Origin of the sequence: Streptomyces sp. NPDC056486 (assembly GCF_042795295.1) — a bacterium.
Lineage (GTDB): Bacteria > Actinomycetota > Actinomycetes > Streptomycetales > Streptomycetaceae > Streptomyces.
Map to the genome: position 1 here is coordinate 1 of NZ_JBHTSF010000077.1, position 24,972 is coordinate 24,972.

At 70.7% G+C, this 24,972-nt stretch carries 21 protein-coding genes; 14 read left to right on the forward strand and 7 right to left on the reverse strand.

What is annotated here, in order from left to right:
- Positions 1-136: 136 nt before the first annotated feature.
- Positions 137-1,147, forward strand: coding sequence for a DUF3048 domain-containing protein (locus ACFQ7F_RS26835; protein ID WP_383275100.1), 1,011 nt, complete (start codon positions 137-139; stop codon positions 1,145-1,147).
- Positions 1,148-1,251: 104 nt separating this feature from the next.
- Here ACFQ7F_RS26835 and ACFQ7F_RS26840 read toward each other — a convergent pair whose 3' ends face one another.
- Positions 1,252-3,486 carry an MMPL family transporter gene (locus ACFQ7F_RS26840; RefSeq protein ID WP_383275103.1) on the reverse strand — a complete coding sequence of 745 codons (2,235 nt, stop codon included), beginning with the start codon at positions 3,484-3,486 and terminating at the stop codon, positions 1,252-1,254.
- A 368-nt stretch (positions 3,487-3,854) separates the two neighbouring features.
- Here ACFQ7F_RS26840 and ACFQ7F_RS26845 point away from each other — a divergent pair, with 368 nt between their 5' ends.
- Both ACFQ7F_RS26845 and ACFQ7F_RS26850 read left to right on the forward strand, forming a co-directional pair.
- Positions 3,855-5,009, forward strand: a complete 1,155-nt coding sequence (locus ACFQ7F_RS26845) for a hypothetical protein (protein WP_383275106.1) — start codon at positions 3,855-3,857, stop codon at positions 5,007-5,009.
- 179 nt (positions 5,010-5,188) lie between these two features.
- Positions 5,189-6,217 carry a tetratricopeptide repeat protein gene (locus tag ACFQ7F_RS26850; RefSeq protein WP_383275109.1) on the forward strand — a complete coding sequence of 343 codons (1,029 nt, stop codon included), beginning with the start codon at positions 5,189-5,191 and terminating at the stop codon, positions 6,215-6,217.
- A 9-nt stretch (positions 6,218-6,226) separates the two neighbouring features.
- Here ACFQ7F_RS26850 and ACFQ7F_RS26855 read toward each other — a convergent pair whose 3' ends face one another.
- The 3 genes from ACFQ7F_RS26855 to ACFQ7F_RS26865 all read right to left on the reverse strand — a co-directional run bounded on the left by ACFQ7F_RS26855 (position 6,227) and on the right by ACFQ7F_RS26865 (position 8,916).
- On the reverse strand, positions 6,227-6,613 hold the full coding sequence (locus ACFQ7F_RS26855) for a PPOX class F420-dependent oxidoreductase (RefSeq protein WP_383275113.1): 387 nt from the start codon (positions 6,611-6,613) through the stop codon (positions 6,227-6,229).
- Positions 6,614-6,755: 142 nt separating this feature from the next.
- Entirely contained in the window at positions 6,756-7,256 is a 501-nt protein-coding gene (locus ACFQ7F_RS26860) for a hypothetical protein (protein ID WP_383275116.1), read from the reverse strand.
- A 205-nt stretch (positions 7,257-7,461) separates the two neighbouring features.
- A complete protein-coding gene (locus tag ACFQ7F_RS26865) occupies positions 7,462-8,916 on the reverse strand; it encodes a tetratricopeptide repeat protein (protein ID WP_383275119.1) in 1,455 nt (484 codons plus the stop codon).
- Positions 8,917-9,145: 229 nt separating this feature from the next.
- On the opposite strand from ACFQ7F_RS26865, the gene ACFQ7F_RS26870 reads away from it, so the two are divergent.
- The 4 genes from ACFQ7F_RS26870 (at position 9,146) to ACFQ7F_RS26885 (ending at position 13,300) form a co-directional block, all read left to right on the forward strand.
- The gene (locus tag ACFQ7F_RS26870) at positions 9,146-10,462 is read left to right on the forward strand and encodes a M64 family metallopeptidase (RefSeq protein ID WP_383275122.1); all 1,317 of its coding nucleotides are present in this window, start codon (positions 9,146-9,148) and stop codon (positions 10,460-10,462) included.
- 54 nt (positions 10,463-10,516) lie between these two features.
- Entirely contained in the window at positions 10,517-11,008 is a 492-nt protein-coding gene (locus tag ACFQ7F_RS26875; protein WP_383275125.1) for a GNAT family N-acetyltransferase, read from the forward strand.
- 126 nt (positions 11,009-11,134) lie between these two features.
- Complete coding sequence (locus ACFQ7F_RS26880) at positions 11,135-12,388, forward strand: MFS transporter (protein WP_383275128.1); 1,254 nt, start codon at positions 11,135-11,137, stop codon at positions 12,386-12,388.
- A gap of 18 nt (positions 12,389-12,406) precedes the next feature.
- A complete protein-coding gene (locus tag ACFQ7F_RS26885) occupies positions 12,407-13,300 on the forward strand; it encodes an aminoglycoside phosphotransferase family protein (protein ID WP_383275131.1) in 894 nt (297 codons plus the stop codon).
- 28 nt (positions 13,301-13,328) lie between these two features.
- Here the strand turns inward: ACFQ7F_RS26885 and ACFQ7F_RS26890 are convergent, their stop codons facing one another.
- The gene (locus ACFQ7F_RS26890) at positions 13,329-14,315 is read right to left on the reverse strand and encodes a GlxA family transcriptional regulator (protein WP_383275134.1); all 987 of its coding nucleotides are present in this window, start codon (positions 14,313-14,315) and stop codon (positions 13,329-13,331) included.
- Positions 14,316-14,482: 167 nt separating this feature from the next.
- Here ACFQ7F_RS26890 and ACFQ7F_RS26895 point away from each other — a divergent pair, with 167 nt between their 5' ends.
- Together ACFQ7F_RS26895 and ACFQ7F_RS26900 are read left to right on the forward strand one after the other, a co-directional pair.
- Entirely contained in the window at positions 14,483-15,130 is a 648-nt protein-coding gene (locus tag ACFQ7F_RS26895; RefSeq protein ID WP_383275137.1) for an HD domain-containing protein, read from the forward strand.
- Between the two features lie 94 nt (positions 15,131-15,224).
- Positions 15,225-15,965 carry a Clp protease N-terminal domain-containing protein gene (locus ACFQ7F_RS26900; protein WP_383275140.1) on the forward strand — a complete coding sequence of 247 codons (741 nt, stop codon included), beginning with the start codon at positions 15,225-15,227 and terminating at the stop codon, positions 15,963-15,965.
- Here the strand turns inward: ACFQ7F_RS26900 and ACFQ7F_RS26905 are convergent.
- Positions 15,952-17,106, reverse strand: a complete 1,155-nt coding sequence (locus ACFQ7F_RS26905) for an isopenicillin N synthase family dioxygenase (protein ID WP_383275143.1) — start codon at positions 17,104-17,106, stop codon at positions 15,952-15,954. The two genes, ACFQ7F_RS26900 and ACFQ7F_RS26905, sit on opposite strands and share 14 nt — an antisense overlap.
- A 52-nt stretch (positions 17,107-17,158) precedes the next feature.
- On the reverse strand, positions 17,159-18,076 hold the full coding sequence (locus ACFQ7F_RS26910; RefSeq protein ID WP_383275203.1) for a (2Fe-2S)-binding protein: 918 nt from the start codon (positions 18,074-18,076) through the stop codon (positions 17,159-17,161).
- A 441-nt stretch (positions 18,077-18,517) separates the two neighbouring features.
- Here ACFQ7F_RS26910 and ACFQ7F_RS26915 point away from each other — a divergent pair, with 441 nt between their 5' ends.
- Genes ACFQ7F_RS26915 through ACFQ7F_RS26935 form a run of 5 tightly spaced genes read left to right on the forward strand, consistent with a single transcriptional unit; the run spans position 18,518 to position 24,969 of the window.
- On the forward strand, positions 18,518-19,723 hold the full coding sequence (locus tag ACFQ7F_RS26915) for an acetyl-CoA carboxylase biotin carboxylase subunit family protein (RefSeq protein ID WP_383275205.1): 1,206 nt from the start codon (positions 18,518-18,520) through the stop codon (positions 19,721-19,723).
- Positions 19,720-21,642 (forward strand): IucA/IucC family protein, encoded by a 1,923-nt coding sequence (locus ACFQ7F_RS26920; protein ID WP_383275146.1) that lies wholly within the window; start codon positions 19,720-19,722, stop codon positions 21,640-21,642. The genes ACFQ7F_RS26915 and ACFQ7F_RS26920 overlap by 4 nt, the downstream gene beginning before the upstream one ends.
- Positions 21,639-21,932, forward strand: coding sequence for a hypothetical protein (locus tag ACFQ7F_RS26925; RefSeq protein WP_383275149.1), 294 nt, complete (start codon positions 21,639-21,641; stop codon positions 21,930-21,932). The genes ACFQ7F_RS26920 and ACFQ7F_RS26925 overlap by 4 nt, the downstream gene beginning before the upstream one ends.
- Positions 21,932-23,767 carry an IucA/IucC family protein gene (locus ACFQ7F_RS26930; protein ID WP_383275152.1) on the forward strand — a complete coding sequence of 612 codons (1,836 nt, stop codon included), beginning with the start codon at positions 21,932-21,934 and terminating at the stop codon, positions 23,765-23,767. The genes ACFQ7F_RS26925 and ACFQ7F_RS26930 overlap by 1 nt, the downstream gene beginning before the upstream one ends.
- Entirely contained in the window at positions 23,764-24,969 is a 1,206-nt protein-coding gene (locus ACFQ7F_RS26935) for a type III PLP-dependent enzyme (RefSeq protein WP_383275154.1), read from the forward strand. The genes ACFQ7F_RS26930 and ACFQ7F_RS26935 overlap by 4 nt, the downstream gene beginning before the upstream one ends.
- Positions 24,970-24,972 lie beyond the last annotated feature (3 nt).

The window sequence follows — 24,972 nt, forward strand, 5'->3', positions numbered from 1 at the left end:
CCGCTGTGGTGAGTCCTGGCGGCTGGATGGCCCTAACCGGGTTCACCGCGGGCGCCCGGGAGGAAGGACTGCGGCTGCCACTGCCAGGAACGACTGGTCCCGGAACCGCGCGTTCGGGGACGAACGGAGAACCGCGATGACAGCTAGGGCCTCGCGTCTGGATCACGCAGGATCGGGGAGCCGGGTCCGGCACCGCACCCGCATCGGCACGAGACTCCTTGCCACGGTTGCCGTGGGCGCGCTCACCATGGGAGCCGCACAGGGCAGCGCACCGGCGGACGACAGCGCTCCGCAGCGCGGCGGCTCCCCCTTCACCGGCCTGAGTGCCCATCAGGGCCCGGTACTCGCGGTCAAGTTCGACAACGCGCGCGGGGCCCGCCCGCACACCGGTCTCGCTGAGGCCGACATCGTGTACGTCGAGAAGGTCGAGGGCGGCATGAGCAGGCTCATGGGGGTGTACTCCAGCAAACTGCCGCGTTACGTGGGTCCGGTGCGCAGCGCCCGTGAGTCCGACGTCGAGCTCCTGAGGCAGTTCGGCCGCCCCGCCCTTGCCTATTCGGGTGTGCGCAGCTCGCTGAACAAGATGCTCACGCATTCGCCGCTGTACGCCCGCTCACACGGCCGCCTCCCGGGTGCCTACTTCCGCAGCAACAGCCGCCCCGCCCCGCACAACCTCTTCGTCCACCCCAAGGCCGTGCTGCGCTCGGCCCCGAGAGCCGACCACGCCACCGACATCGGCTTCCGCTTCGGCCGCGCCCCGGCAGGCGGTACCCCCGCCACGACACGGACCGTCCGCTACGCCTCGGCAAGCCACACCTTCCGCTGGTCGCCTCAGCAGCGCCGCTGGCTCGCGTCCTTCGACGGGGCGCCTGCCCGCAGCACCTCGGGGGCACAGCTCGGCGCGAAGACCATCGTGATCCAGCACGTGAACATGCCCCCGTCGCGCTACAAGGACGTCAACGGCGCGGCGACCCCGTACATCAAGACGGTCGGCAGCGGCTGGGCGACCGTCCTGAGGGGCGGCAAGGCGTACAAGACCCACTGGAAGCGGTCGAGCGCCGAGGGCGGTACTTCGTTCACGCTCTCCGACGGCCGCCGGATGCCTTTCGCGCCCGGCCAGGTCTGGATGGTCTACGCGGACCGCTGAGCCCGCCGCCGGCAGGCCGCCCCGAACAGGCATCAGCCCGGTGACCGTGATCGGTCACCGGGCTGACAGAGCTACCGCTCATGGAGCTTCAGAGCATCAGGGACTCAGCCGCGTACGGACTCGAGCTCCCGGTCCTGGTCCTGGTCGTCCTGGCGTGCCGTCGGGTAGTCGCCGAGCTGCTTGTGCAGCTTCTCGCCCTCGACGTCGACGTTCGGCAGCGCGCGGTCCAGCCACTTCGGCAGCCACCACGCCTTCTTGCCGAGCAGTGCGAGCACGGCGGGGACGATCGCCATACGGACGACGAAGGCGTCGAAGAGGACGGCGACGGCCAGGCCGAAGCCCATCATCTTGATCATGTCGTCGTTCTCCATGATGAAGCCGGAGAAGACGCTGATCATGATGACCGCCGCGGCGGCCACGACCCGTCCGCCGTGCGTGAAGCCGGTGACGACGGCCTCGCCGGGGCGCTCTCCGTGGACGTACGCCTCACGCATGCGGGTCACGAGGAACACCTCGTAGTCCATCGCGAGGCCGAAGACCACGCCGATCATGAAGATCGGCATCATGCTCATGATCGGGCCGGGCTGGTCCACGCCGACGATGTCGGCGAGCCAGCCCCACTGGAAGACCGCGACGACGGCGCCGAGCGCGGCAGCCACCGACAGGAGGAAGCCGAGCGCCGCCTTGAGCGGCACGAGGACCGAGCGGAAGACCAGCATCAGGAGCAGGAAGGCCAGGCCGACGACGAGTCCGAGGTAGGGCAGGAGCGCGTCGTCCAGGGTCTGCGAGAAGTCGATGGTCATGGCGGTCGCGCCGGTGACCAGGACCTCGGAGCCCGTCTTGTCCCCGAGACCGTCGACCGTGGAGCGGATCTCCTTGACCACTCCCTCGGTCTTGTGGTCGCTCGGACCGGTCTTCGGTACGACGTTGAAGATCGCGGTGTCGTCGGACTTGTTGCCGTTCGCCGGTGTGACGGCGGCGACGCCGTCGATCTTGGCGACCTCCTTGCCGACGGTGCCCGCCGCGGCGGCCGCACCCTTGTCCTTACCCGTGTCGACCGTGACCATCAGCGGGCCGTTGAAGCCGGCGCCGAAGGACTCGGACAGCATGTCGTACGCCTTGCGCTGCGTGGTGTCCGGCGCCGATGTGCCCTCGTCGGGCAGACCGAGCTCCAGGCTGGTGGCCGGTACGGCGACCACACCGAGGCCCACCACGGCGAGCAGAAGGACCGGGATCGGGCGGCGCAGCACGAAGCGTGCCCAGCGCGTGCCGAGCTTCGGCTTGGCGTTCACGTCCCGCAGCTCGCTCACGGGCTTCTTGCGGTCCTTGCGGCGCAGCACCTTCTTGCCCGCGAAGCCGAGCAGCGCGGGGATCATGGTGAGCGCGATGAGGACGGCTATCGCGACGGTGCCCGCGGCGGCCAGGCCCATCTTGGTGAGAATCGGGATGTTGACGATCGCGAGGCCGGAGAGCGCGACGATGACGGTGAGTCCGGCGAACACGACGGCGGAACCCGCGGTGCCGGTGGCGCGGCCGGCTGCGTCCTCCGGTTCCCGGCCGTCGGCGATCTCCGCTCGATAGCGGGAGACGATGAAGAGGGCGTAGTCGATGCCGACGGCGAGGCCGATCATCATCGCGAGCGTCGAGGTCGTACCGGACAGGTCGAGGACGCTGCCGAGTGCCGCGATGCCCGAGACGCCGATGCCCACGCCGATGATGGCGGTGAGGAGCGGCATGCCCGCGGCGACCATCGAGCCGAAGGTGATGATCAGGACGACCGCGGAGACCGCGATGCCGATGAGTTCGGCGGAGCCGCCCATCTCCTGCTCGGCCATGACGGCGTCGCCGCCGGTCTCGACGGTGAAGCCCGTCTTGCGGGTGTCGTCGGTGGCCTTCGTCAGCGCGTCACGCGCCTTGTCGGTCAGCTCGGTGGCGGCCACCTTGTACGTGACGGACGCGTAGGCGGTGGTGCCGTCCTTGCTGACGGCCTTGGCCTTGAAGGGGTCGGCGACCTCCGAGACCTGCGGACCGGCGCCCAGGGTCTTGACCAGCTTCTCGACGTCGGCCTTGGGGCCGGCCTGGGTCAGCTTCTCGCCCTCGGGGGCGCGGATGACGACACGGGCGGTGGCGCCCTCGGCGCTGGCCGCGGGGAACTTCTCGTCGAGGAGGTCGAAGGCCTTCTGGGACTCCGTACCCGGCATGGAGAAGGAGTCCTCGGGCGGTGCGGGTGCCGCGGACGAGGCGAATCCGACCCCGGCCAGCAGCACCACCCACATCAGTGCCACATAGCGGCGTCGCCGGAAGGCGAGGCGGCCCAGTTTGTAGAGGAACGTAGCCACGGCGAAGGGGCTCCCGTCGGTTTCGGCAGGCGGAGTGACATCCCCCGCGGCACGATCAGCGCACGTCAGGGCGGTCAGCAGGTTTCCTCTTAATAGTCCAGGGCCTGAACGGCCCGGAAGTCAGACTCAGAGTCGGACTCTGCGCCCACGGGCGCTGTAGTGCCGCGCACGCAGGGTCATCCTCGGGTAGGAGATGTGGCCATGTTGTGTAGACCCCACATCGCGCCCCCGATCACCGGAGGCTTCACCTCCGTACCGTGGGACACCTGTTCACCCCGCAACAACTCGCCCTCATACCACCGCAATAGGAGAGATAAGGTGGCGAGTCAGCTCTCAGATACTTGTCATCACCATCCAGGAGAACCTTCGTGACTCTTGCCATCGCGCCGTCTGAAGCCGCCGACTCGTCCGACGACACCTCGGTGGACGTCCCCGCGGCCGCCCCGTCGGACGACCCCGCGACGGTCCCGTCGGACGACACCACTGCGGTCCCTGCGGCCGACGTGCCCGAGGCAGTGGCCCGGGACGCCCGCGATTTCGGAGCCTACGCGCGGACCGGCGGCTGGACCTTCGCCCTGAAGGTGGCGCGCAGTGTGCGCCCCGGCGGGCAGGGCGCCGACGAGACGCCGAAGGTCTCGGCGAAGGAGTTCAGCGAGCTTGCCGACTGCTCCGCCGAGCGCGTCATGCGCTACTACAAAGCCTGGGACAAGGCCGCTGACGATGGCCTCGTACCCCACTTCGAGGCGCTCACGCCCGGCGAGGACATCGAACTTCCGGACTCCGACGCCTGGTTGATCTACTACACCTCCCGCTCCAGCGCCCACTCCCCCCGCGGCACCGCGATCACGGAGGCCGCCGAGGCCGAGGGCATCCGCCCCACCAAGGCCCTGGAGGTCGCCGAGAACCCCACCGCGCTGCGGGCCGCGATCCTCGCCGACCCCGGGACCGCCGAGGCGGCGCGGCGCGCGCTGATGGACAGGATCGAGGAGGACCCGGCGCTGCGCACCGAGCTCGTCCGCGACATCGTCCGGGCCGATGACCTCAAGAAGGCCGTCGCCGCCGAGGCGAAGGCGGGCGACCGCGTCGACTACGTACGCCAGATCGTCGACAAGGGCCAGGTCAAGACGCCGGCGGGCCAGCTGATCGACGCCCCCGCGGAGCTCAAGGAGGAGGCCGAGCGGCACCTGTCCCTCATCGACGAGCTGGAGGAGGGCGAGGACTCCGGCGAGTGGGCCCGCGAGGCGTACGACACCGTGAAGGATCTGGTCGCCCAGACCGTCCAGAGCGACCCGCAGCTGCGGGTGCAGGAGCGCCGCGCGAAGTTCTACAGCAGCCTGCAGAAGGCGACGAAGGTCTTCGAGGAGCTGACCTTCGACGACGCCGACGCCGCCGACGACATCTACGAGGACGACATGCTGCGCCGCCTCGAGGAGCTGCAGCAGTCGATCGCCGCGTGCATCACGGCGCTGCAGGCGGCGACAGCGGGCGCCGCCGGATCCGCTGCCGTCGAGGAGAGCAGCTGACCGTCGCCGGTCCCCGCCCTCCCCGTACGTCCCGATGATGACCACGGCCCCACCCATAGCCCTGAAGTCGTACGGCATGACCCATACGCGGAGGGATTCGCCGGGCCCCGCCTCGCCCGTAGCTTTTTGATCAACGTACGAAGACCGACGTACGGAGTTGATCGAGAGGTCATGGATCTATGCACGGCAAGGCATTCGCGCCTGAATACCAAGGCGATGTGGGTTCGGCACTCGGGGTGAACTCCTCCTACGAGGAGGTGCTGACGCAGGCGGGCCGCGCCCTCTCCGAGGCGGACACCGCACTGGAGAAGTCGCGCGCCGCCCTGGCCCTGGCCGAGGCCAACCGGCGGCTCGGCCAGGTGGACGACGCGGGCGACGCCTGGCGGCAGAGCTACCGCAGCGCACGCGTCGCGGGGGAAGCGGGCGCCATGGCCTGGGCCCTGTGGAGCGGCGGTACGCTCGCCCGCCAGTGCGGGCAGCTGCGGCTCGCCCGGCGGCTTCTGACCTGGGGAGTCGAGCTGGCCGCCGACAGCGGGGAACGGCTCGCGCACGGCTACGCACTCGCCGGGCTCGCCGAGACCGGACGCATCCAGGGGGACTACGCGGCGGTGGCCGCGCTCCACGAGCAGCTGCTCGAACAGGGCCGGAAGCACGGCGAGGCGCGGCACATGGTGTGGGCGATGTCCGGCATCGCCCAGATGCGGCGGAACACCGGCGACTACTCCGAGGCGCTCGAGCTGTTCGAGGAGTGCGTCCGGATCGCGACCGACGCACAGGACGCGCGGGGGCGTGCCTGGTCGCTGCGTGGGGTCGCCGACGTCCTCTCACTGCGGGGCGAGGCGGAGCGCGCGCTCGCTCTGCTCTCGGAGGCGGAGGTCATCTGCCGGGCCATGGATCTGGCCGGCGCGCTCGCGTACAACCACAAGATGCGCGGCAACGTCCTTTACCGGGACGGGAGTTACGACGCGGCACGCGAGATGTACGCCATCGCCCTGGAAGAGTTCAGCGCCATGCGGGAGCCGCGTGGCGTGGCCCTGTCCCGACTCGGCCTGGTCAAGTCGCGCGCCAGGCTCGGCCGCGACCGGAGCGAGACGGTGGCCGAACTCACCGAACTCGAAGGGGACTTCGCGCGCATCGGTCTGCGGCAGGCACGGGACGCGGCCATCGCCTTCAGGAACGAGATGGCCGCGGAGCCGAGCCTGAGGTGACGCGGGGCGTCACCCGGTCGGCGTGATGCGGATGCCCACCGTCCCGCTCGCGCCGCGCCGGAGCTTGCTGCCGAGCAGGGTGAGGCGGCCGACGATGCCGTACTTGCGCGCGAGGAGGGTGCGGTAGCGCGCCGTCACCTCCGCGTCGCAGATCTCGGCGGTGGCGGGGATCTGCTCGCCGGTCGGGTTGCCCCGCAGGTCGCAGGGGCCGATCAGGACGTCGGCGCGGTTGCGGATCCGCTTGACCTTCCAGGAGTCCGCGACCGTCCAGACACCCAGCGCGGCGCCGTCCTCGACGACCCAGACGGGGGTCGGCACCGGGGTGCCGTTCTTGCGGTAGCTGGTGACCAGCAGGTACTTCCCGGCGCCGAGCCGCGCCTGCGCTACCTCGTCCACGTGCCTGCTCCAGACCTCTTGTCGACCCAGACCCGATCAGCCTGTGGAGCGGATGCTACTAGCGATCAGGTTCGCTTCACGATCAAGCACGCCTCCGGGGCCCGGACGGATCCGGACCCCGGAGGCGTGGGCCGTGCGACGGTCAGGCGCCCCACGTGCCCTGGTTGACGGCGCAGTTCCAGCCGTTGCCGTGGACCTTGAACTTGACCTTGTAGGACCTGGTGCTCAGCAGGCGCGTCTTGACCCTGACCCCGAGGCTGGCCTTGCCCTTCAGGCTCTTGTCGTAGACGGAGACGGTCTTCGAGGTCTTGTGCGAGACCTTGCCGCCCTTCGCCTTTGCCGTTCCGAAGCGCACGTTCTTGACGTTGGTGACGGTGAACGTGACCTTCTTGAAGCTCTTGGTGCTCTTGTTCTTGAGGCCGAAGTACAGGCCGTCGCCCTTCACCCAGCCGCCCGGGCCGACGTAGAACCGGGACGTGTAGACGATGTCGATCGGGCAGCCGGAGCTCTGCGCCGAGGCAGCCGACGCCTTGGGCGCCTTCGGTGCGTCCGCCGCGGACGCGGCTCCGGCCAGGCCGAGCTGAGCGGCGGTGAGAGCCCCTGCGGTGGCCAGGACTGCGACGGTCGTGCGTGCATGGTTCATCAAGCTGATGCCTTTCCCCCTGTGGCCCTCTCGGGCCCAACTTTCAGAATGCTGCGATGCGTTCACACAGGGCCGTCTTCGTCCCTGTGCCGCCCGTATTTTTAGCAGGCGGAGGGACATGAGGGGACATCAGTTGCCTGAGCGCACAGCACCGTGACAAAAGCCGGACAATCGCCCAGTAGAACGGAATTAGGACTTCCGCCCCTCACATCGGTGGCGGCGCGGGTGCGGGGCCCAGCGTCGTGGTGCCCGGGGTGGTCCGGTGGGCGAGACCGGTGCGGTAGGCATCCAGGGCGGCCTCCGTCCGGCCCGTGCGCCGGAGCAGATCTCCGAGGAGGCAGCACAGTCCGGCCACGTCCCCGGCCGCGCCCGCGCGTTCGAGCAGCGGCAGTCCGGCGCGATAGTGCTCCTCGGCTCCCCCCGTGTCACCGCACTCCTCCGCGATGAGGCCGAGCAGCCGGTGTGCGGCGCCCACGTGCACCGCGCCGCGTCCGGCCCTGAGAGCCGGGATCCGCGTGGCCTCCGCGGTCTCAGAGGCCTCCATGGTCTCCGTGTCGACTGCCAGCAGCGGCCTCAGCAGCGCTTGGGCCTCTCGGACCTTGCCGCGCCGGCGCAGCACGTCCGCGAGTTCCACCTCGACCTGGGCGGCGAAGAGCGCGGCCCGCTTGGCGGTGAGCATGTCGTGTGCGGTGCGCAGCTCGTTCTCCGCGCGTTCCAGGTCGCCGCCCTGGGCGCATACATAGCCGCGCATCCAGTGGCAGTGGGCGAGTTCGGTGCGGATGTGCAGCTGCTGGTAGAGATCCTGGGCTCGGGCAAGGGATGCGTCGGCCTCGGCGATACGGCCCTGGGCGATGAGCGTACGGGCCACCCCGCGGTGCATCCCGGCGAGCAGCGCCGGATCGTTCACACGCGGGGAGAGTGCGAGCGCCAGTTCGGCGGCGTGAGCGGCGCGCTCGTGTGCGCCCATGTCCATGTACGGGGCGATGGACGCCGAGTAGAGGAGGAGCAGTGCGTCGGGGTCGTGCAGGCCGGAGGCGTTGAGTTGATCGAGGGCGCTCTCCAACAAGTGGCAGGCGTACCGGAGTTCACCCGTGAGGCGGTGGGCGTTGGCGCGGCCACGGATCGCGGGGACGCGGCGGGGCAGCGGCTCATCGGCGAGCAGTCGCTCCACCGAGGCGAAGCACTCGTGTGCGTCGTCGAGATCGCCGGATTCGAGGAGGCAGTCGCCGAGACCGAGGAGCGCGGCGGCCTGCTCCTTGGGCAGCGCGTGCTCGACGGCCTCGGCGCACAAGGCGCGGAAGAGGGCGGCGGCGTCCTCGGGAGCTCCGGTGGCGAGGGCGCGCCGCGCATCGGTCAGGCGCAGGCGCAGCTCGACGGCGAGACGGGCGGGGCGTCCCGTCGCGAGCTCCCCGGGCGTGACTCCGAGACGCTCGGCCAAGTGCCGAAGGGCGGCCTCGGACGGCCGCACCTTGCCCGACTCGAGCGTGGAGACGTACGCAGGCGTGTACGCGGGCTCGGCCAACTGCCGTTGGGTCAGACCGAGTTCTGTGCGAAGACGCAGGACGCGACGCCCGATCTCCGCGGGCTCGTCGAGCCGTACGCCTCCAGGCCCTCCTGGCCCCCCAAATCCTCCTGGCCCCCCAAGTCCGCTCTCCGTCATCTCTTCGTCGTCCTCTCCGGATCCGAGCCGAGTTCATCGAGGTCTGGAACACGTGAACTTGGGACCCTGTGGCGCGAACTCACCATTCCCACGGTCACCTTGCGCCTCGGGCATTGCCTGACTTCCCGACAACCCCTACATTGAACCGCGCCTTAAGCTCCCTTAACCCCCCACTTATGTCGCGGACTTGCCGATCCCCGAGTCTGCGCAGATTCCCGGGAGATCTTCCATGCGTAGACGCGCGTCCCACATATCCCGCAAGCGTCTCACCGTGGCCATCGGTGTGACCCTGGCGTCGGCGCTCGCCGCCACCGCGCCGGTCGCGGCGGGCCAGAGTCGCGGCGACAGCGCCGATCATGCCGACCACGTCGAGGTCGAGTACTTCACAGGACCCGGCAGCCACCCCCGCCACACCCAGGTTCCCGCCTCCGCCCCGCTCAACAAGAAGCAGCAGGCCACGATCCAGGACGACGGCGATGTCCTACCGATCGTGGAGGCCGGAGCGAGCGACACCAAGGTCGATGTCGTCTTCATCGGCGACGGCTACACCGCGGCCCAGCAGGAGGACTTCCACGCCGACGTGCGCACCAAGTGGAAGGAGATGGCCGCCGTCGAGCCGTACGCCGAGTACGAGGACCTCTTCAACGTCTGGGCCGTCGACGCGCACTCGCAGCAGTCCGGCGTCTCGGGCGACCCGACCAGCGACGTCCGCAAGAACACCGCCCTGAACTCGGCGTTCTTCTGCGACGGCATCGAGCGGCTGCTGTGCGTCGACACCAACAAGGTCGAGGCGTACGCCGGCAAGGCCGCCGACCCCGACCTCGTCATCGTGCTCAGCAACTCGACCAAGTACGGCGGTGCGGGCTACAACGCCATCACCTCGCCTTCCGGGTACGACGGCATCGGCACCGCCTCCTCCGACCACCCCGACTCCGATCAGGTCGCCGTCCACGAGACAGGCCACTCGCTCGGCAAGCTCGCCGACGAGTACTGGTACGACGAAAGCACCTACACCGGCCCCGAGCCGGGCGAGTCCAACCTCACCAAGCTCAGCGCCGCCGAGATGGCCGCGCAGAAGACGAAGTGGCACAACTGGCTGGGCCAGGAATCACCGGACGGCGGCAAGGTCGGCGCGTACGAAGGCGGTGGCTACCACGGGCACGGTCTCAACCGGCCCACCGAGGACTCGATCATGCGCACGCTGGGCCGCGAGTTCAATCTGCCCGGGCGTGAGGCGATGATCGCGGGCTTCCACAAGCACGCGCCCGCCCTCACCGGTGTCACACCCACCGGCCGGCAGGTGCGCGGTACCGAGCGGATGCGTGTCGATGCCTCCTCCCACGCACGGGTGCGCTGGTACGTCGACGGCCGCGAGGCACGGCAGGCGCGGGGCGAGAGCAGCGTGACCGCCGGCACGCTCGGGGTGCCCGCCGACGGCCGCCCGCACACCGTCACGGCACGCGCCACCGACCCGACCGAAGCGGTCCGCGCCCCGGAACTGCGGAAGCTCCTGACCGGTTCGCTCAGCTGGCAGGTCACACGCTGAGAGGCCGCCACGGCCACCGCGGCCACCCGGCGGTGACCAGGGGATACTTCGGCCATGACTACGCATGTGAAGCAGTCGCCGGAGGCGGCGGCACCTGCGGCACCTGCCCCGGGATGGGTGCTGCGGGCCGCCGAGCCCATCGATGTCGAGGCCATGGTCGAGCTGCGTGCGATCGTGATGCGCCCGGATCTTGAGCGGCTCGGCCGGTTCGACGAGCATCGGGTGCGCCAGAGACTGCGGGACGCGTTCTCTCCCCGGCACACCTCGATCGTCGTCGCCGACGGCGCCTTCGCAGGGTGTGTGTCCCTGCGACCGGCCGAGGGCGGGCAGTGGCTCGAGCACTTCTACCTCGACCCGGCGCTCCAGGGGCGTGGCCTCGGCTCCGCCGTGTTGCGCGAGCTGCTCGGCCGGACCGACGCCGAGGGCTCCGTCGTCCGCCTGAACGTCCTGCAGGGCAGCGCGGCCCGCCGCCTCTACGAGCGCCACGGTTTCAGCGTCGAGAGCGAAGACCCGGTAGATGTCTTCATGGTGCGACGGCCCGGCTGATGCGGCAGGGCGGGAATTGGCCCAGGCTCACGACGCACAAATGGTCCACGGACCCGATCATTCGGCTGGCTAGCCTCTCCTCATCAGCGAAGAGACGGCCCAACGGCCGCCTGCCCGGGGAGCCTTGTGCCGATTCAGATCCTGCCGCCGGCCGGAGCGCCACGCGTGCTCGCCGCCGCCCAGCTGAGCAACTCGCTCGGCGACGGCGCCTACTACGTGACGTCGGCCCTGTACTTCACCCGGGTCGCCGGTCTCTCCCCCACGCAGATCGGGCTCGCGCTCACGGCCGCCTGGGCCATCGGTTCCGTGACGGGTGTGCCGCTGGGCGCGCTGGCCGACCGCAAGGGGCCGCGCGGCACGGCGGTACTGCTTGCCCTGGCCACCAGCGCGTCGGTCGCCTCCTTCCTGTTCATCCGCTCCTTCGTCCCGTTCCTCGTCGCGGCCTGCCTGTACGCCGTCGCCCAGTGCGGGCTCGCCGCGGCACGGCAGGCGCTGCTCGCGGGTCTGGTGACCCCCGTGGCGCGTACCGGCGTACTGGCCCACCTCCAGTCCACGCTCAACGCCGGTCTCGCCGTCGGTGCCGCGCTCGGTGGCCTCGCCCTGCAGCACGACACGCAGGGGGCGTATCTGGCGGTCTTCGCGCTGGACGCGGCCGGCTTCCTGCTCTGCGCGCTCGTACTGCTCCGACTGCCCGCGGTGCCGCGGTCCGTGGCCCGCGAACAGGGCGAGCCGCGCCTTGCCGTGCTCCGCGACCGGCCGTACGCCGTCATCACCGCGCTCAACGCGGTCCTGCTGCTGCGGATGCCGCTGCTGAGCCTCGCGATTCCGCTGTGGGTGGTGGACCGGACGGACGCGCCGAGCTGGCTGGTCTCGGCGCTCTTCGTCCTCAACACCCTTGCGGTGATGGCCTTCCAGGTCCGCATGGCTCGTGGCGTCAGTGGTCCGCGCACGGCCACGCGTGCAGTGCGGCACTCCGGTCTCGTCATGCTCGCCTCGTGCGGGGTCTTCGCATTCTCCGCCGCGGGACTTCCGGTGTGGACGACCGTGGCGATCCTGGTGGCGGGTGCGGTGCTCCAGGTCATCGCGGAGATGCAGCAGTCCGCGGGCTCCTGGCAGATCAGCTTCGGCCTGGCGCCCGCGCACCAAGTGGGCCAGTATCAGGGGTTCTTCGGCACCGGAGTCCCCGTCGCCCGTACCCTCGGCCCGCTCCTGCTCACCTCGCTCCTCGTGGTGTGGGGCGTACCCGGCTGGCTGCTCCTGGGCGGGATCTTCCTCGTGGCGGGCCTCGCCATGGGCCCCGCGGTGCGGTGGGCGGAGCGCGCGCAGGCTGAGGCCAGGGCGGCGGAGAGTATGGTCATCGGCCGACTACCGACACCATGAGGAGTGGATTCCGCGCGCATGAGCGACGTCTTCGAGATCGATGAGGCACTGGTCCGTTCCCTGCTCCATGAGCAGCATCCCGACCTCGCGGACCTTGACCTCCACGGGACGGTCACCGGCTGGGACAACCAACTCTGGCGTCTGGGCGATGAGTTGGCCGTACGGCTCCCCTGCACGGAACGCGCTCCGGATCTCCTGCGCAAAGAGCACCACTGGCTCCCCGCCCTGGCCCCGCGCCTTCCGCTCCCGGTGCCGACACCCCTGCGGATCGGTGAACCGTCCACACGCTTCCCCAAGCACTGGACCATCGCGACCTGGGTCCCCGGCGAACCTCTCGACCGTGCCACTATCAGCCGCGACGACCACGCGGCCGACGCGCTGGCGGAATTCCTCAGGGCGCTCCACGTGGACGCGCCCGCCGACGCACCGGCCAACCCGTCGCGGGGCGTTCCCCTCGGCACCCTCGCGCACGACTTCACCGAAGGCCTCAAGGACATCGCCTCCGGCGTCGATTTCACCGGAGCCCGGGACATCTGGGAGGACGCCGTCTCGGCTCCCGGTCCGCAAGGCCCGCCGGTCTGGCTGCACGGTGACCTTCATCCCGCGAATGTCGTCGTCTCCGGCGGGACGCTGTCCGGTGTGATCGACTTCGGTGAAATGTGCGCGGGCGACCCGGCGACCGATCTCTCGGCCGCGTGGCTGCTGCTCCCCGCGGGCGCGGCAGCACGGTTCTTCGACACGTACGCCCACGCCGACGAGGCGACCGTCCGGCGCGCCCGGGGCTGGGCCGTCTACCGGGCCGTCGGCCTCATCCACATCGGCCGGGCGGGGGAACAGGGCCTCCCTGGCGGGAAGCGCACCTGGGGAGTCGCGGGCCGGGCAACGCTCGATCGTCTCCTGACAGACGGCTGACACCTGGCACCTGGCGGCGGCCGACGTCTCAGGTACCCGCCCGTGTCGTCCGGAAGCGTGCGGCGTACGCGGACGGCGTCGTCCCCAGATGCCGGGCGAAGGCCCTGCGCAGCGTCTCGTCGCTGCCGAGGCCGCTGCGCTCGGCCGCGTCCGTGACGCTCGCGCCGCTTTCGAGGAGCATGCGGGCCGCCTCGAGTCTGAGGGACTCCACATACGCGGCCGGGCTGGTGCCGAGCTGCCGCGAGAAGAGCCGGGTCAGATGCCGGGGGCTCACGGCGGCCCGCCCGGCCAGGGTCGCCAGGCGGTGGTCGGCCGCCGGGTCGGCGGCGATGGCGTCGAGGAGCGGGCGCAACAGCGGATGACTGGTCGCCGGGGTGCGTGAGGCGGCGGAGAACTGGGACTGTCCGCCGGGCCGCTGCAGGAAGACGACGAGGTCCCGGGCGACCCGCCGCGCGGTGTCGGGACCGTGGTCCTGTTCCACGAGAGCCAGGCAGACGTCGATGCCGGCGGTGACCCCGGCCGAGGTGAAGACGGGCCCGTCCTGGACGTAGATGGCATCCGGGGTGACGGTGGTGTCGGGGTAGAGCCGGGCCAGCTTCGCCGCGTGCTCCCAGTGCGTGGTCGCCCTTCGCCCGTGCAGGAGTCCCGCCGCGGCCAGGGCGAAGGCCCCAGTGCACACGGCGGTCACCCGCCCGGACCCGCCTGCCAGTTGGGCCACGAGCTCGACGAGGTCGGGCCGTTCGGCGAACGTGACGAGCTCGGCGTGGCCGGGTACGACGAGCGTGTCCGCGGCGCCCACATCGGCCGCCGGCAGATCGGCCGCGATCCGCAGCCCGGTGGAGGTCCTGACGTCGCGCCCGTCGGGGGTGCAGACCCGCACGGTGTAACCGCCACCGGTGTAGCGGGCCGCGGTGGCGAAGACTTCCAAGGGGGCCGCGACGTCGAGGAGGCGCACGCCGTCGAAGGCCAGTACGCAGACGTGGTGGGGGCGGGGTCCGTCCGGTGGCTCGGGCACGGGACCACGGTAGCGGCAGAGCGTGTCCAGATGTGTGGGGTACCTGTCCACAGGGACATGGCCGTCAGACACGTACGTCGAGCAGGCTGGTTCCAACGGCCGACAGAGACCCGCCCCCCGCCTCCTCCATGAAGACCGGAGTCACGCATGAAGACCGGAGTCACGCCATGACCGTCCACGCTTCTTCCGCCGCCGGAGTGTCCGTGCCGGACACCAAGCTGGCCGCCGCGGCCACCGAGCTGGTGCGGGACACGACGAGCGAGCTGATCTACCACCACTCCCGCCGCGTCTTCTGGTTCGGCAGCCTGCAGGGCGGCCGGCGCGGGCTGAGCTTCGATCCCGAGCTGCTCTACATCGGCGCGATGTTCCACGACCTGGGCCTGGGCGAGCGGTTTCGGGACAGTGGCCGCCGCTTCGAGGTGGACAGCGCCGAGGAGGCCCGCGGCTTCCTGCACGGTCACGGCGTACCGGAGGACAGCGTGCGCCGGGTGTGGACCGCGATCGCCCTCCACACGACCCCGGGCATCCCGGAGTTCATGGAGCCGGAGGTCGCCCTGGTCACGGCCGGGGTGGAGTACGACGTCCTGGGCATCGGCTATGACGACCTGACCGCCGACGACCGCGCCGAGATCATCGCACTGCACCCCCGCCCCGACTTCAAGCGGCGGATCCTGGAGGCGTTCACCGAAGGCATCGCCCCCAAGCCGGAGACCACCTTCGGAAACGTGAAGGCCGACGTCCTTGAGCACTTCGTCCCCGGCTACACCCGCGGCGACTTCGTCGAGGTCATCCAGAACTCCCCTTGGGCGGAGTAGGCGCGGGAGCCACTCCCTCACTCCACTCGTCGGAGTGAACCCGACTGTCAACTTGGGGTTGACACCCTCTCCACTGTCAACCTACCGTTGACACATGACGCAGCCCGTGCAGCCCACGCAGCCCATCCGTCTCGACGATCTGATCCAGGTCATCAAGAAGGCCCACCCCGAAGCACTCGACCAGCTCTCCGACGCCGTGATCGCCGCCGATCACCTCGGTGATGTCGCCGACCATCTGATCGGACACTTCGTGGACCAGGCGCGCCGCTCGGGCGCCTCGTGGACGGACATCGGCAAGAGCATGGGGGTCACCCGGCAGGCGGCCCAGAAGCGGTTCGTGGCCAAGGACCCCGGCGAGATGTCGGACCTCGACCCCCGACAGGGCTTCAGCCGGTTCACCCTCAGGGCGAAGAACGTGGTCATGGCAGCGCAGGAGGAGGCCCGAGCGGCGGGCAACGACGAGATCGGCCCCGGCCATCTGACCCTCGCCCTCCTGACCGAGCCGGACGCACTCGCCGCGAAGGCGCTCGTCGCGCAGGGGGGTTCGCTCGCCGCGATCCGCGAGAGCGTCACCGAAACGCTGCCTCCCGCGGTCGGCGAGGTTCCCGACCTCATCCCGTACGACGCCGGGGCGAAGAAGGTCCTGGAGCTCACCTACCGCGAGGCGCTCCGGCTCGGTCACAACTACATCGGCACCGAGCACATCCTCCTCTCGCTCCTGGAGGCGGAGGGCGGCACGGGCACGCTCGCCGGGCTCGGCCTCGACAAGGCGGCCGCCGAAGCGAACATCACCGAGGCCCTGGAGGCGATCCGCACCTCCCTCAACCAGGTGTGACGGAACCCGAGTCGGCCGCGGAGCCGCCCTTGTCGGCCTCCCGCCCCGCGGCCGCGCGCACCCGCGCCGCCTCCCGGACGGCCGCCGCGTTCGCCTTGCCCTGCCGGGACCCCGCCAGCTTCGCCTTGATGTGGTCGCGTACGAGGATCGGTTCGTAGGCGAGTTCGTCGGCGGCGTCCAGGTGGCTCGGCAGTGTGGAGACGACCGCGTCGACGTTGCCGTCGTGGAAGTAGGCGACGGACCGGCGCCGGACGATGCCCCCGTCGACGATCGGCGGCTTGACGCGGTGCAGGGTGGACATCCAGCGGTCGTTGGTGAGCCGGGCGGTGAGGTCGCCGAGGTTGACCAGGAGCGCACCGTCGACGGGGGAAACGTCGTGCCAGGCCCCGTCGGCGCCGAGCACCTGAAGACCGGCGACCTGGTCCGCCCACAACACGGTGACCAGGCCGTAGTCGGTGTGCTCCCCCATCCCCGTCAGGTCGCCGTCGAGACTGACGGTTCCTTCGGGCAGGGCGTAGTTGTTCATGCGCAGTACGTCGATGGAGTGATCGGTCAGCGGCTCGAAGAAGCCGGACGGCTCCCCCAGGGCGTCCGCGAAGATCCGGGTCAGGGTGCGTGCCACGCGACCGGCCCGGGCGAAGTAGCCGAGCACGGCCGGTTGGAAGCCGTCGACCTGAGCGGGCCAGACGTTGAGCCCGTAGTCGTCCTCGGACAGGCCGAGTCCGGGGAACGAGCGGGCTTCGGTGCCGATGTTGAACGCTTCGAAGAAGTCGTTCATGCGTCCGGCGGACTCCACGCCGAGACTCAGGCTGAGGGATTCGCTCTTGGGCGGGCTGTAGCCGCGGTTCGCCCCGGTCACGCGGTAGCTCTTCTTCGCCTCCGGAGGCAGTCCGAAAAACCCGTCCACGGCAGCTGTCAGACCGTCCACCGTCTCGTCGGGAATGCCGTGGCCGAGGATCTGGACGAAGCCGACGCGGGCGCAGGCGTCGTCCATCTCGCGTGCCACACGGTCGCGTTCGGCCGCCGAGCCGCCGTCGACGTACGGCGTGATGTCGATGACGGGAACCCGGAACAGCTCAGACGGCTCAGACGGCTCGGACGGCTCGGACGGCGTACGCGGCTCGGTCGTGGACGGGGACATGGGCGTCATCCTGTCGTGTGCGAGGGGCTACGCCAGATTCCCTATCACGATTTCACTGCCCGGTTTCGCTGACGATTTCCGACGGCACATCAGCCGTGTCGATGTCCCCCTCCAGCCTCCGCAGTCGCTGTGAGTCGCAGACGCGCGGGCAGGTGCCGCACGCCTCCGCGGCCCGGATCGTGTAGTAGAGGCAGCAGCCGAGACGGGTGCGGGTCGGATGCCGCTCACCGTCGCGGGTCGTCAGGTGACGGAAGGCGGCGCCGCCGGGGAAGGGGTCGACGGGGCCCGGGAGCAGGGCGTCCACCGCCCGCAGCGCCTCGTCCTCCTGGCCGAGCATGCGCCCCAGGTACCAGATCCCGGAGATGAGATCGTCCCCGGCCATGCCCCACAACACCCTTCGCCTGCGCCGCAGCTGAGGGCCCATCGCCGTGAGCAGCGGCCGCATGTGCGCCACGACCGCGGCGCGGAGTTCGACGCGCAGCGACTCCTCGTCGGGAAAGACCCGGGTTCCGGGGAGCCCTGCCGCCGGGTCGTCCGGAAGACAGGCGAAGGAACCGGGGACGACCTCGAAGGCACCGGTCTCCACGTGGACGCGTACGTCCTGCGGGCGGACGCGCGGCACGCGCCGCTCCAGGTACCAGGCGCCGCTCATCAGCAGCGACACCGACCAGAGGTAGCCGTGCAGGGCGCGCGACGCGGCGACATCCGGGCGCGGGGTGTGGTCGTGACCGACGCGGATGCGCGTGGCCTCCGCCTCGACGAAGGCTTCCCGGGCATCTTGATGCAACGTCAGTTCGGCACCGGTGAACCACCCTTGCCCCGCGGTCGAACCGGGTTGCACCACCGTGACGGCGAGCGTCTCACAGTGCGCGGCGAGCCGTTGATAGGTCGCGGCGAGCAGGTCGGCGGGGCTCAGGGCGGTGGGGCTCAGGGCGGTGGCGGTCGGCGCCAGGTCCGGGGCCACGGTCAGCGGCACTGGTACTCCTCGGAAAGCAGGTCCATCGATAGCTCGCCGGTGGATCCATCCACCGCGAACTAGGTAAGGCTTACCTTATTTTCCTTGAGTTTGCCTCATCCCGAACGGCGCGCCGCCCACCTCCCCGTGACGAGTGGCCCAACCGCCACGGCGAATTGACATCATTAGGCATACCTAACCTAAACTCTCACTCCGTGTCCAAGATCGCTAGGGCCGTCCCGCCAGACAGCCTTTCCGCGCGGCGGATCCGTCTACTCGCCGCCGAATTCGGCGCGTTGGCGCTGTGCGCACGTGACGTGGATGTCGGGCATCGGTGTCCAAGCCGCGGAGTACGTCCTTGAGGACGTAGCCGAGGCGACGGACATCGAACCGCCGGCAAAATCGGCGCCCCTCCCTCACCCGCTCATCCGCTCGCACCCTGAAGTGGACCCGCCCATGCGGCTGTACGTCCTTGCCCGCAACCCCACCGACTCCGTCACCGAAGGCTTTCTGCCCGCCGCGCGCGGGCTCGGCCTCGACGTCACCCTCCTCACCGATCAACCGGATGCCCACCGGAACGGCCCCGCCCAGGAGATCCTGAGTGGCCTGGAGATCCTTGAGTGCGACGTACGCGATTTCCGCGCCGTCATCAGCCGGATCTCCGCACATCACTCCCCCGACGCGGTCTTCACCAACAGCGACCATCTGCAGACTCAAGCCGCACTGGCCGCCGAGTACTTCGGGCTGCCCGGCAAGGACTGGCGGACGGCACTGCGGACCAAGGACAAGGCGCAGATGCGGCGCCATCTCACGGCTGCGGGCGTCGACGCGGTCTGGTCGGCGGAACTCTCCGCGGGGCAGAATCCGACGGAGCTCCGCGCACTCGACGTGCCGTTCCCGTGCGTGGTCAAGCCGAGGGAGGGCGTGGCGAGCGAGGACGTGGTGCTGGTCGACGGGCCCGGACAGCTGGAGCGGCGGTGCGCGGAGATTCAGACACGACGGCCGGGAGCCGCGCTGGTCGTCGAGGAGTATCTCGCCGGGGAGCTGTGCACCTTGGAGACTCTGGGCGACGGCCGTGTCCGGCACGTCCTGGGCGGCTTCCGCACGGCGGTGTCGCCGCCGCCGTACTTCATCGAGGAGCGGATGACGTTCGTCCCCGCACATCCGGAGGCGGTGACGGCTCAGGTCCTCGCCCAACTGGACGCGCTGGGTGTGGGGTTCGGCGCCTGCCACACGGAGTTCGTGGTGGCGGCGGGGCGGGCACGGCTCATCGAGGTCAACTACCGCGCCATCGGCGACCAGTGCGACCTGCTCCTCGCGCAGCTCCTGGACATACCGCTCTTCGAGCACATCCTGCGGACGCACCTGGGCGAGCCGCTCCCCTCGGACCTGGGCGCGCGGACGGACGGCCGGGCGCGGCTCGACTACCCGTGCGCGCAGAGCGCCGGAACGCTGACAGCCGCCCCGCGCGCGTGCGAAGTGACGGTGGGCGATGTGCGGCTGACGTACCGACCGCTGCGGGAAATCGGCGAACGGCACGAACTCCACCGCACCAACCGGGACTTCCTCGGCGTGGTCCGCGCCACCGGCACCGAGCAGGGAGCGGTGGACCGGGCCGTGGCGGGCTTCCTCGCCGAGCATCGCTGGGAGATCACACCGTGACGGGCGGGTGGGTCGGGTCGGTCAGGACGGGCGGGGCGCCTTCGGCCGCCGACAGCGTGGGCTCGGGCTCGGACGTCGAGGGTGAGCTCCTGTTACGCGTGCTGAGCGCTCTCCTGCGCGAGGACGTGGTGGGGTGGCGCACCCGGAGCGGGGCGGTGCGGCATACGGACGGCTTGTGGCTGAAGCTGCCGGTGGAGGTGGCGGTGCGGGACGACTCCGCGACGGCTGAAGCCGCCACCAGGGTTGCCGCGACGCGGCCCGACGACGCCCTGCTGATGCCCGTCCAGACGGACGGCTATCAAGGGACGTACGCCGCCCGGCTCCCCCTGCTCCGGCGGGAGTCCGACGGTGCCGAGCTCACCGACGCGGGCAGCATTCTGTCCGCCCTGCGTGACCTCGCCGACCCCGTCGACCGTGGCGGATTCGAAGCCCTCGCCGCGGAGTGCGAGCAGGCGCTCGACGCCATGCGGCTGCACGCCGGGACGAAGGACGAGGCGGACACCCTCCTCGTCGGTCGGTACGGCGGGGATCCCGCCGCCTGGACCGGAATCGCGGGCGGGCTCGGATACGACACGCTCGCCGCGCGGGCGGATCACCCCGTGTATCCGACCTCACGCGGCAGGGCCGGGCTCTCCGTCAACCAACTGCGTGCGTACGCACCCGAGTTCCACCCCACCTTCGCGCTGCGGCGGCTCGCTCTGCCCCGCGAGGCAGTCACCGTCGGCGGCAGCACGGTCGGGGACAGCACCGGCTCATGGCTCTCACCTGGCGCAGCCGGCGCGCCCGAGCTCGAAGGGAGCCATCTCCTGCTCCCCGTGCACCCCTTGACCGCCGACGGCCCCCTGCGGGACGCGCTGCGCGAAACGGGGCTCGACGGGCGGGCCCGGCTCATCGACGGGCCCGGACCCGATGTCGTACCGACCCTGTCGATGCGTACCGTCGCCCTGTCCTCCCACCCCACCCAGCACCTCAAACTGCCGCTCGCCACCGCCACTTTGGGCCTGCGCAACCGGCGTACGATCAAGCCGGGCACCCTCATCGACGGCGCCGCGGGGCAGCGCCTCATCGAAACCGTCGTCGCCCGCGAGCCCAGGTTTCAGGGGGTCGTCCTGCACGCGGACGAGACCTGCTTCGCCCATGCCGGGCATGAACTCCTCGCCGTGCTCCTGCGCCGCTACCCCGCCGGTCTCGACGGCGCCGTCGTCGTGCCGATGGCCGCGCTCCTGTGCCCGGCACCCGGTGGCGACCGGCTAGTGATCGACCACCTCGCCGAACGCTTCTACGGCGGCGATCCTCTCGCCCTCCTGGACGCCACACTCGCCCTCCTCTTCGACTGGCAGACCACCCTCTTCGCCTACGGATTCGCCCTGGAGTCGCACCAGCAGAACATCTCGCTGGTGATGGACGAGTGCACGGGCGACGGCTCGGACAGCGGCCCGTACCACCGCACTCGGCTGCGGCTGCTGTTCAAGGACAACGACGGGCCGCGCGTCAACCTCGCCCGACTGCGCGGCGCAATGGGACAACAGGCGCCGGACCCGGCGGAGTTCGACGACGCGAGGATCTTCGTCGACGGGGACCGCCCCGTGCTCGATCTGTTCACCACCATCACCGTCCACCTCTGCGCGGGCTCCTACGCCTTCGGGCTCGCCCGGCACGGCCACGCCCCGCTGGAGCGGCTGCTCCGGCTGGTGCGCGAAAGGCTCGCCGAGGCCGTCGAGCGGCTCGGCACGGGTCCCGGCGAGCCCGGCGCGCTGTTGCGGGCGCACGTACTGGACGCGGCGGAGCTGCCCGTCAAAGCGATGGTCACCGCGGGCACCCTGCTCTCGAAGGAGCGCTCCGGGGCCGCCGACATCAACAAGCACTACACGACAGGGCCCAACTACCTGCGGAGGACGGGGAGGACGGGGACTTCATGATGGTCACCGCATCGTCGGCGTATGCCGCCGCCGGGTTCGGTCTCGTCAGCCTGTCCGTGCCGGCCGCCGAGTGCGCCCACGGCAGACCCCCCGGCGCGATGTTCGGCACCCTGGAGCTCGTCTCCAAAGGGGGCGCGGTCGCCGCCGGACGCGCGGCAGCGGCCGTCAACAGCCTCCTCGGCCCGCCCGCGCCCCCACCGACCGGCACCGCTGTCGCCCTGATAGCCCTGGCCGTCGCCACTCTTCCCGCCCTGTTCCGCCGCTCGCCCCGCATCCGCTGGAGCCGTTGATGTCCTTGCCGACCGGCACGTTCTCCGCCCCGTCCGCACTGCCCGCCCAGTCCGCCGCCCTCCTCGCGGGCGCCCCCGTCGCCGGCGCCGCGCCCACCGGCCTGCCCAGCGCCGACCAAGCCGTGACGCACACCCTCCTCAACTGCCTGCTGCGCGAGGTCTCGGGGCCCGAGCACCAGACCGCCGTCGTCGACGGCGATCTCCTGCTCAGACTGCCGCGCCGCGGGGTTCTCCTGCGTGTCGCGCTGCGCCGTGCGTCCCTCCTCGGCGCCCATCGCTTCACCGGTCCTGTGACCGAGCAGCGGGACGGCGGCTGGGTGGAGGTGGACTGGCCGCGCCTTGCCGAGTACACGCACGCCGAGCTCTCGCTGCGCACGGGCGTGAGCAATGAGGAGTTCCTCGAGCAGATCGCTTCCAGCCATGAAGGTGTCAGCGCCGCGATCGCCGCCGCCCGTCCGGCGCCCGCCAGGGGGGCGGCCCCCGTCACGGACACGGCCCCGAAGTGGCTCGCGGACTACCTCGCATCCGAGCAGTCCCTGCTGTTCGGCCACCGCTTCCACCCCACCCCCAAGGCCCGCGGCGGCGACCTCGCCGACTGGTCCGCGTACGCCCCCGAGACCGCGGCCGCCTTCCCGCTGCGCCACCTCGCCGTACGGAACCACCTCATCGCCGAGGAGTCGGCGCGGCCGGGCGCCACGGACCCGCTCGACCGTCTCGGGACCGTGCCGGACGGCTACCGGCTGCTTCCCGTGCACCCCTGGCAGTACGACCTGCTGCGTGAGCACCAAGGGCTGCGCGCCGCCCTGGACCGTGAAGACGTCATCGACCTGGGACCCGGCGGGTCCCCCTTCGCGGCCACCGCCTCTGTACGCACGCTGTACGACGGTGACACCTTCCTCAAGTTCAGCCTGAACGTCCGCATCACCAACTGCCTGCGAAAGAACGCCAGTTACGAGCTTTCGGGTGCCGTCGCGCTCACCCGCGTACTCGAAGGCGCCCTGGACGACCTCGCAACCCGCTTCCCGGGCAGCGCCGTGCTCCGCGAGCCCGCCTACCGCAGCCTGGCACTCGCGGGCCCCGACGGCCGCCCCGACCTCGCCCTCCTGGAAGGATTCGGTGTCATCGTCCGTGAGGGCCTGACAGGGCGGCTCCTTCCCTGCACGACGCCGCTGCTCGCCGCGGCCGTCGCGGACGAGTATCCGACGGGGCCCGGGCACATCTCGCGCCTCCTTGAGGGGGCGGGGCCGCAGCGGGCTCTCGAATGGTGGCGGACGTATCTGCGGCTCCTGCTGCCGCCGGTGCTCGCCGCGTACTTCGACCACGGCCTGGTGCTCGAACCGCATCTGCAGAACGTCCTTGTCTGCGTCGACGACGACGGCATGCCCGCCCAGGTGCTCTTCCGTGACCTGGAGGGCACCAAGCTCCTCCCCGAGCGTCACGCCAAGACCCTGGCCGCGCTCCCGCCCGAGGTCGCGGACCCGATGACGTACGACGCGCAGCGCGGCTGGGACCGCGTCGTCTACTGCCTGCTGGTCAACCACGTCGCCGAACTGCTCGCCGCCCTCGCCGACCTCCATCCGCACACCGAGCCCGCCCTGTGGTCCCACGTCCGTTCCACCCTGCGGGAGTTCGCCGACACGCACGGCTGCCCGCCCCGGCTCAGCGCCCTGCTCGCCGGAGTGCCGCTGCCCGCCAAGGCCAATCTGCTCACCCGCTGGGAGCGCAAGGCCGACCGGGACGCGGGGTACGTCCGCCTCACTTCCCCCTTTCCGCTCACCGAGCACGTGCGGGACCTGGGCGCCCGCACCGACGCACCTTGGAGCACCGCCGGATGACCGCCCCCACTCCCGCCGTACGTGAGCGTGCCCTCGACCTGGCCCCGGAGGAACTGCCCGCCTACCTGTACGACCTGTCGACCCTCGGCGCTCACGCCGCCGCCGTGCGCGCCGCGCTCCCCCGGCAGGTCGAGCTCTACTACGCCGCCAAGGCCAATCCGGAGCCGGAAATACTGACCGCGCTCGGCCCGCACGTCGACGGCTACGAGGTCTCGTCGGGCGGCGAACTCGCCCATGTCGCCAAGGCGGTGGCGGGACGCCCGCTGGCCTTCGGCGGGCCCGGCAAGACGCCGGACGAGATCACGGCCGCCCTTGAGCTCGGCGTGGAGCGCTTCCATGTGGAGAGCGCCTACGAGCTGCGGATGCTGGCCGCGATCGCCGCCCGCGTCGTACCGCACGCCCGCGTCGGTGTCCTGCTGCGGTTCAACCTCGCCCTCAACGACGCGGCGCTGGCGGGGAGTTCACTCACGATGGGTGGGCGGCCCACTCCGTTCGGCATCGACCCGGCCGAAGCGGACTCCGTGGTCCACGGGTTCACCGGCGGCGACTTCCCCCGGCTTCATCTGCTCGGCACGCACGCCCATTTGGCCAGCGGACTCGACGCACCGCGGCAGCTCGCGGTCGCCGAATCCATCGTGACCTGGTCGCAGGAGCTCGCCCGGCGCCACGGCATCCGGCTGACGGAGGTGAACGTCGGCGGCGGGATGAGCGTGGACTACGCCGACCCCGGCGCGCGCTTCGACTGGGCCCGGTACGGCGACGGCCTCGCCCGGCTCTGTGCGCCGCACCCCGACCTGACGCTCCGCATCGAGCCGGGGCGGGCGCTGACCGCGTACTGCGGTTGGTACGCCAGTGAGGTCCTTGACGTGAAGCAGAGCCATGGCGAGGAGTTCGCCGTGGTGCGCGGCGGCACCCACCATCTGCGCACCCCCGCGGCCAAGGGCCACGACCAGCCCTGCACCGTGCTCCCCGCGCGCGAGCCGTGGCCTCATCCCTGGCCCCGGTCCGAGGCGCTGCAGGACCGGGTGACGTTCGCGGGGCAGTTGTGCACGCCGAAGGACGTCCTGTCCCGGCGGGTTCCGGTGGCGGGCCTGCGGGCCGGGGACCGGGTGGTCTTCTCGATGGCGGGTGCGTACGCGTGGAACATCTCGCACCATGACTTCCTCATGCATCCGAGGCCGGGCTTCCACTTCCTGCCCTAGCCC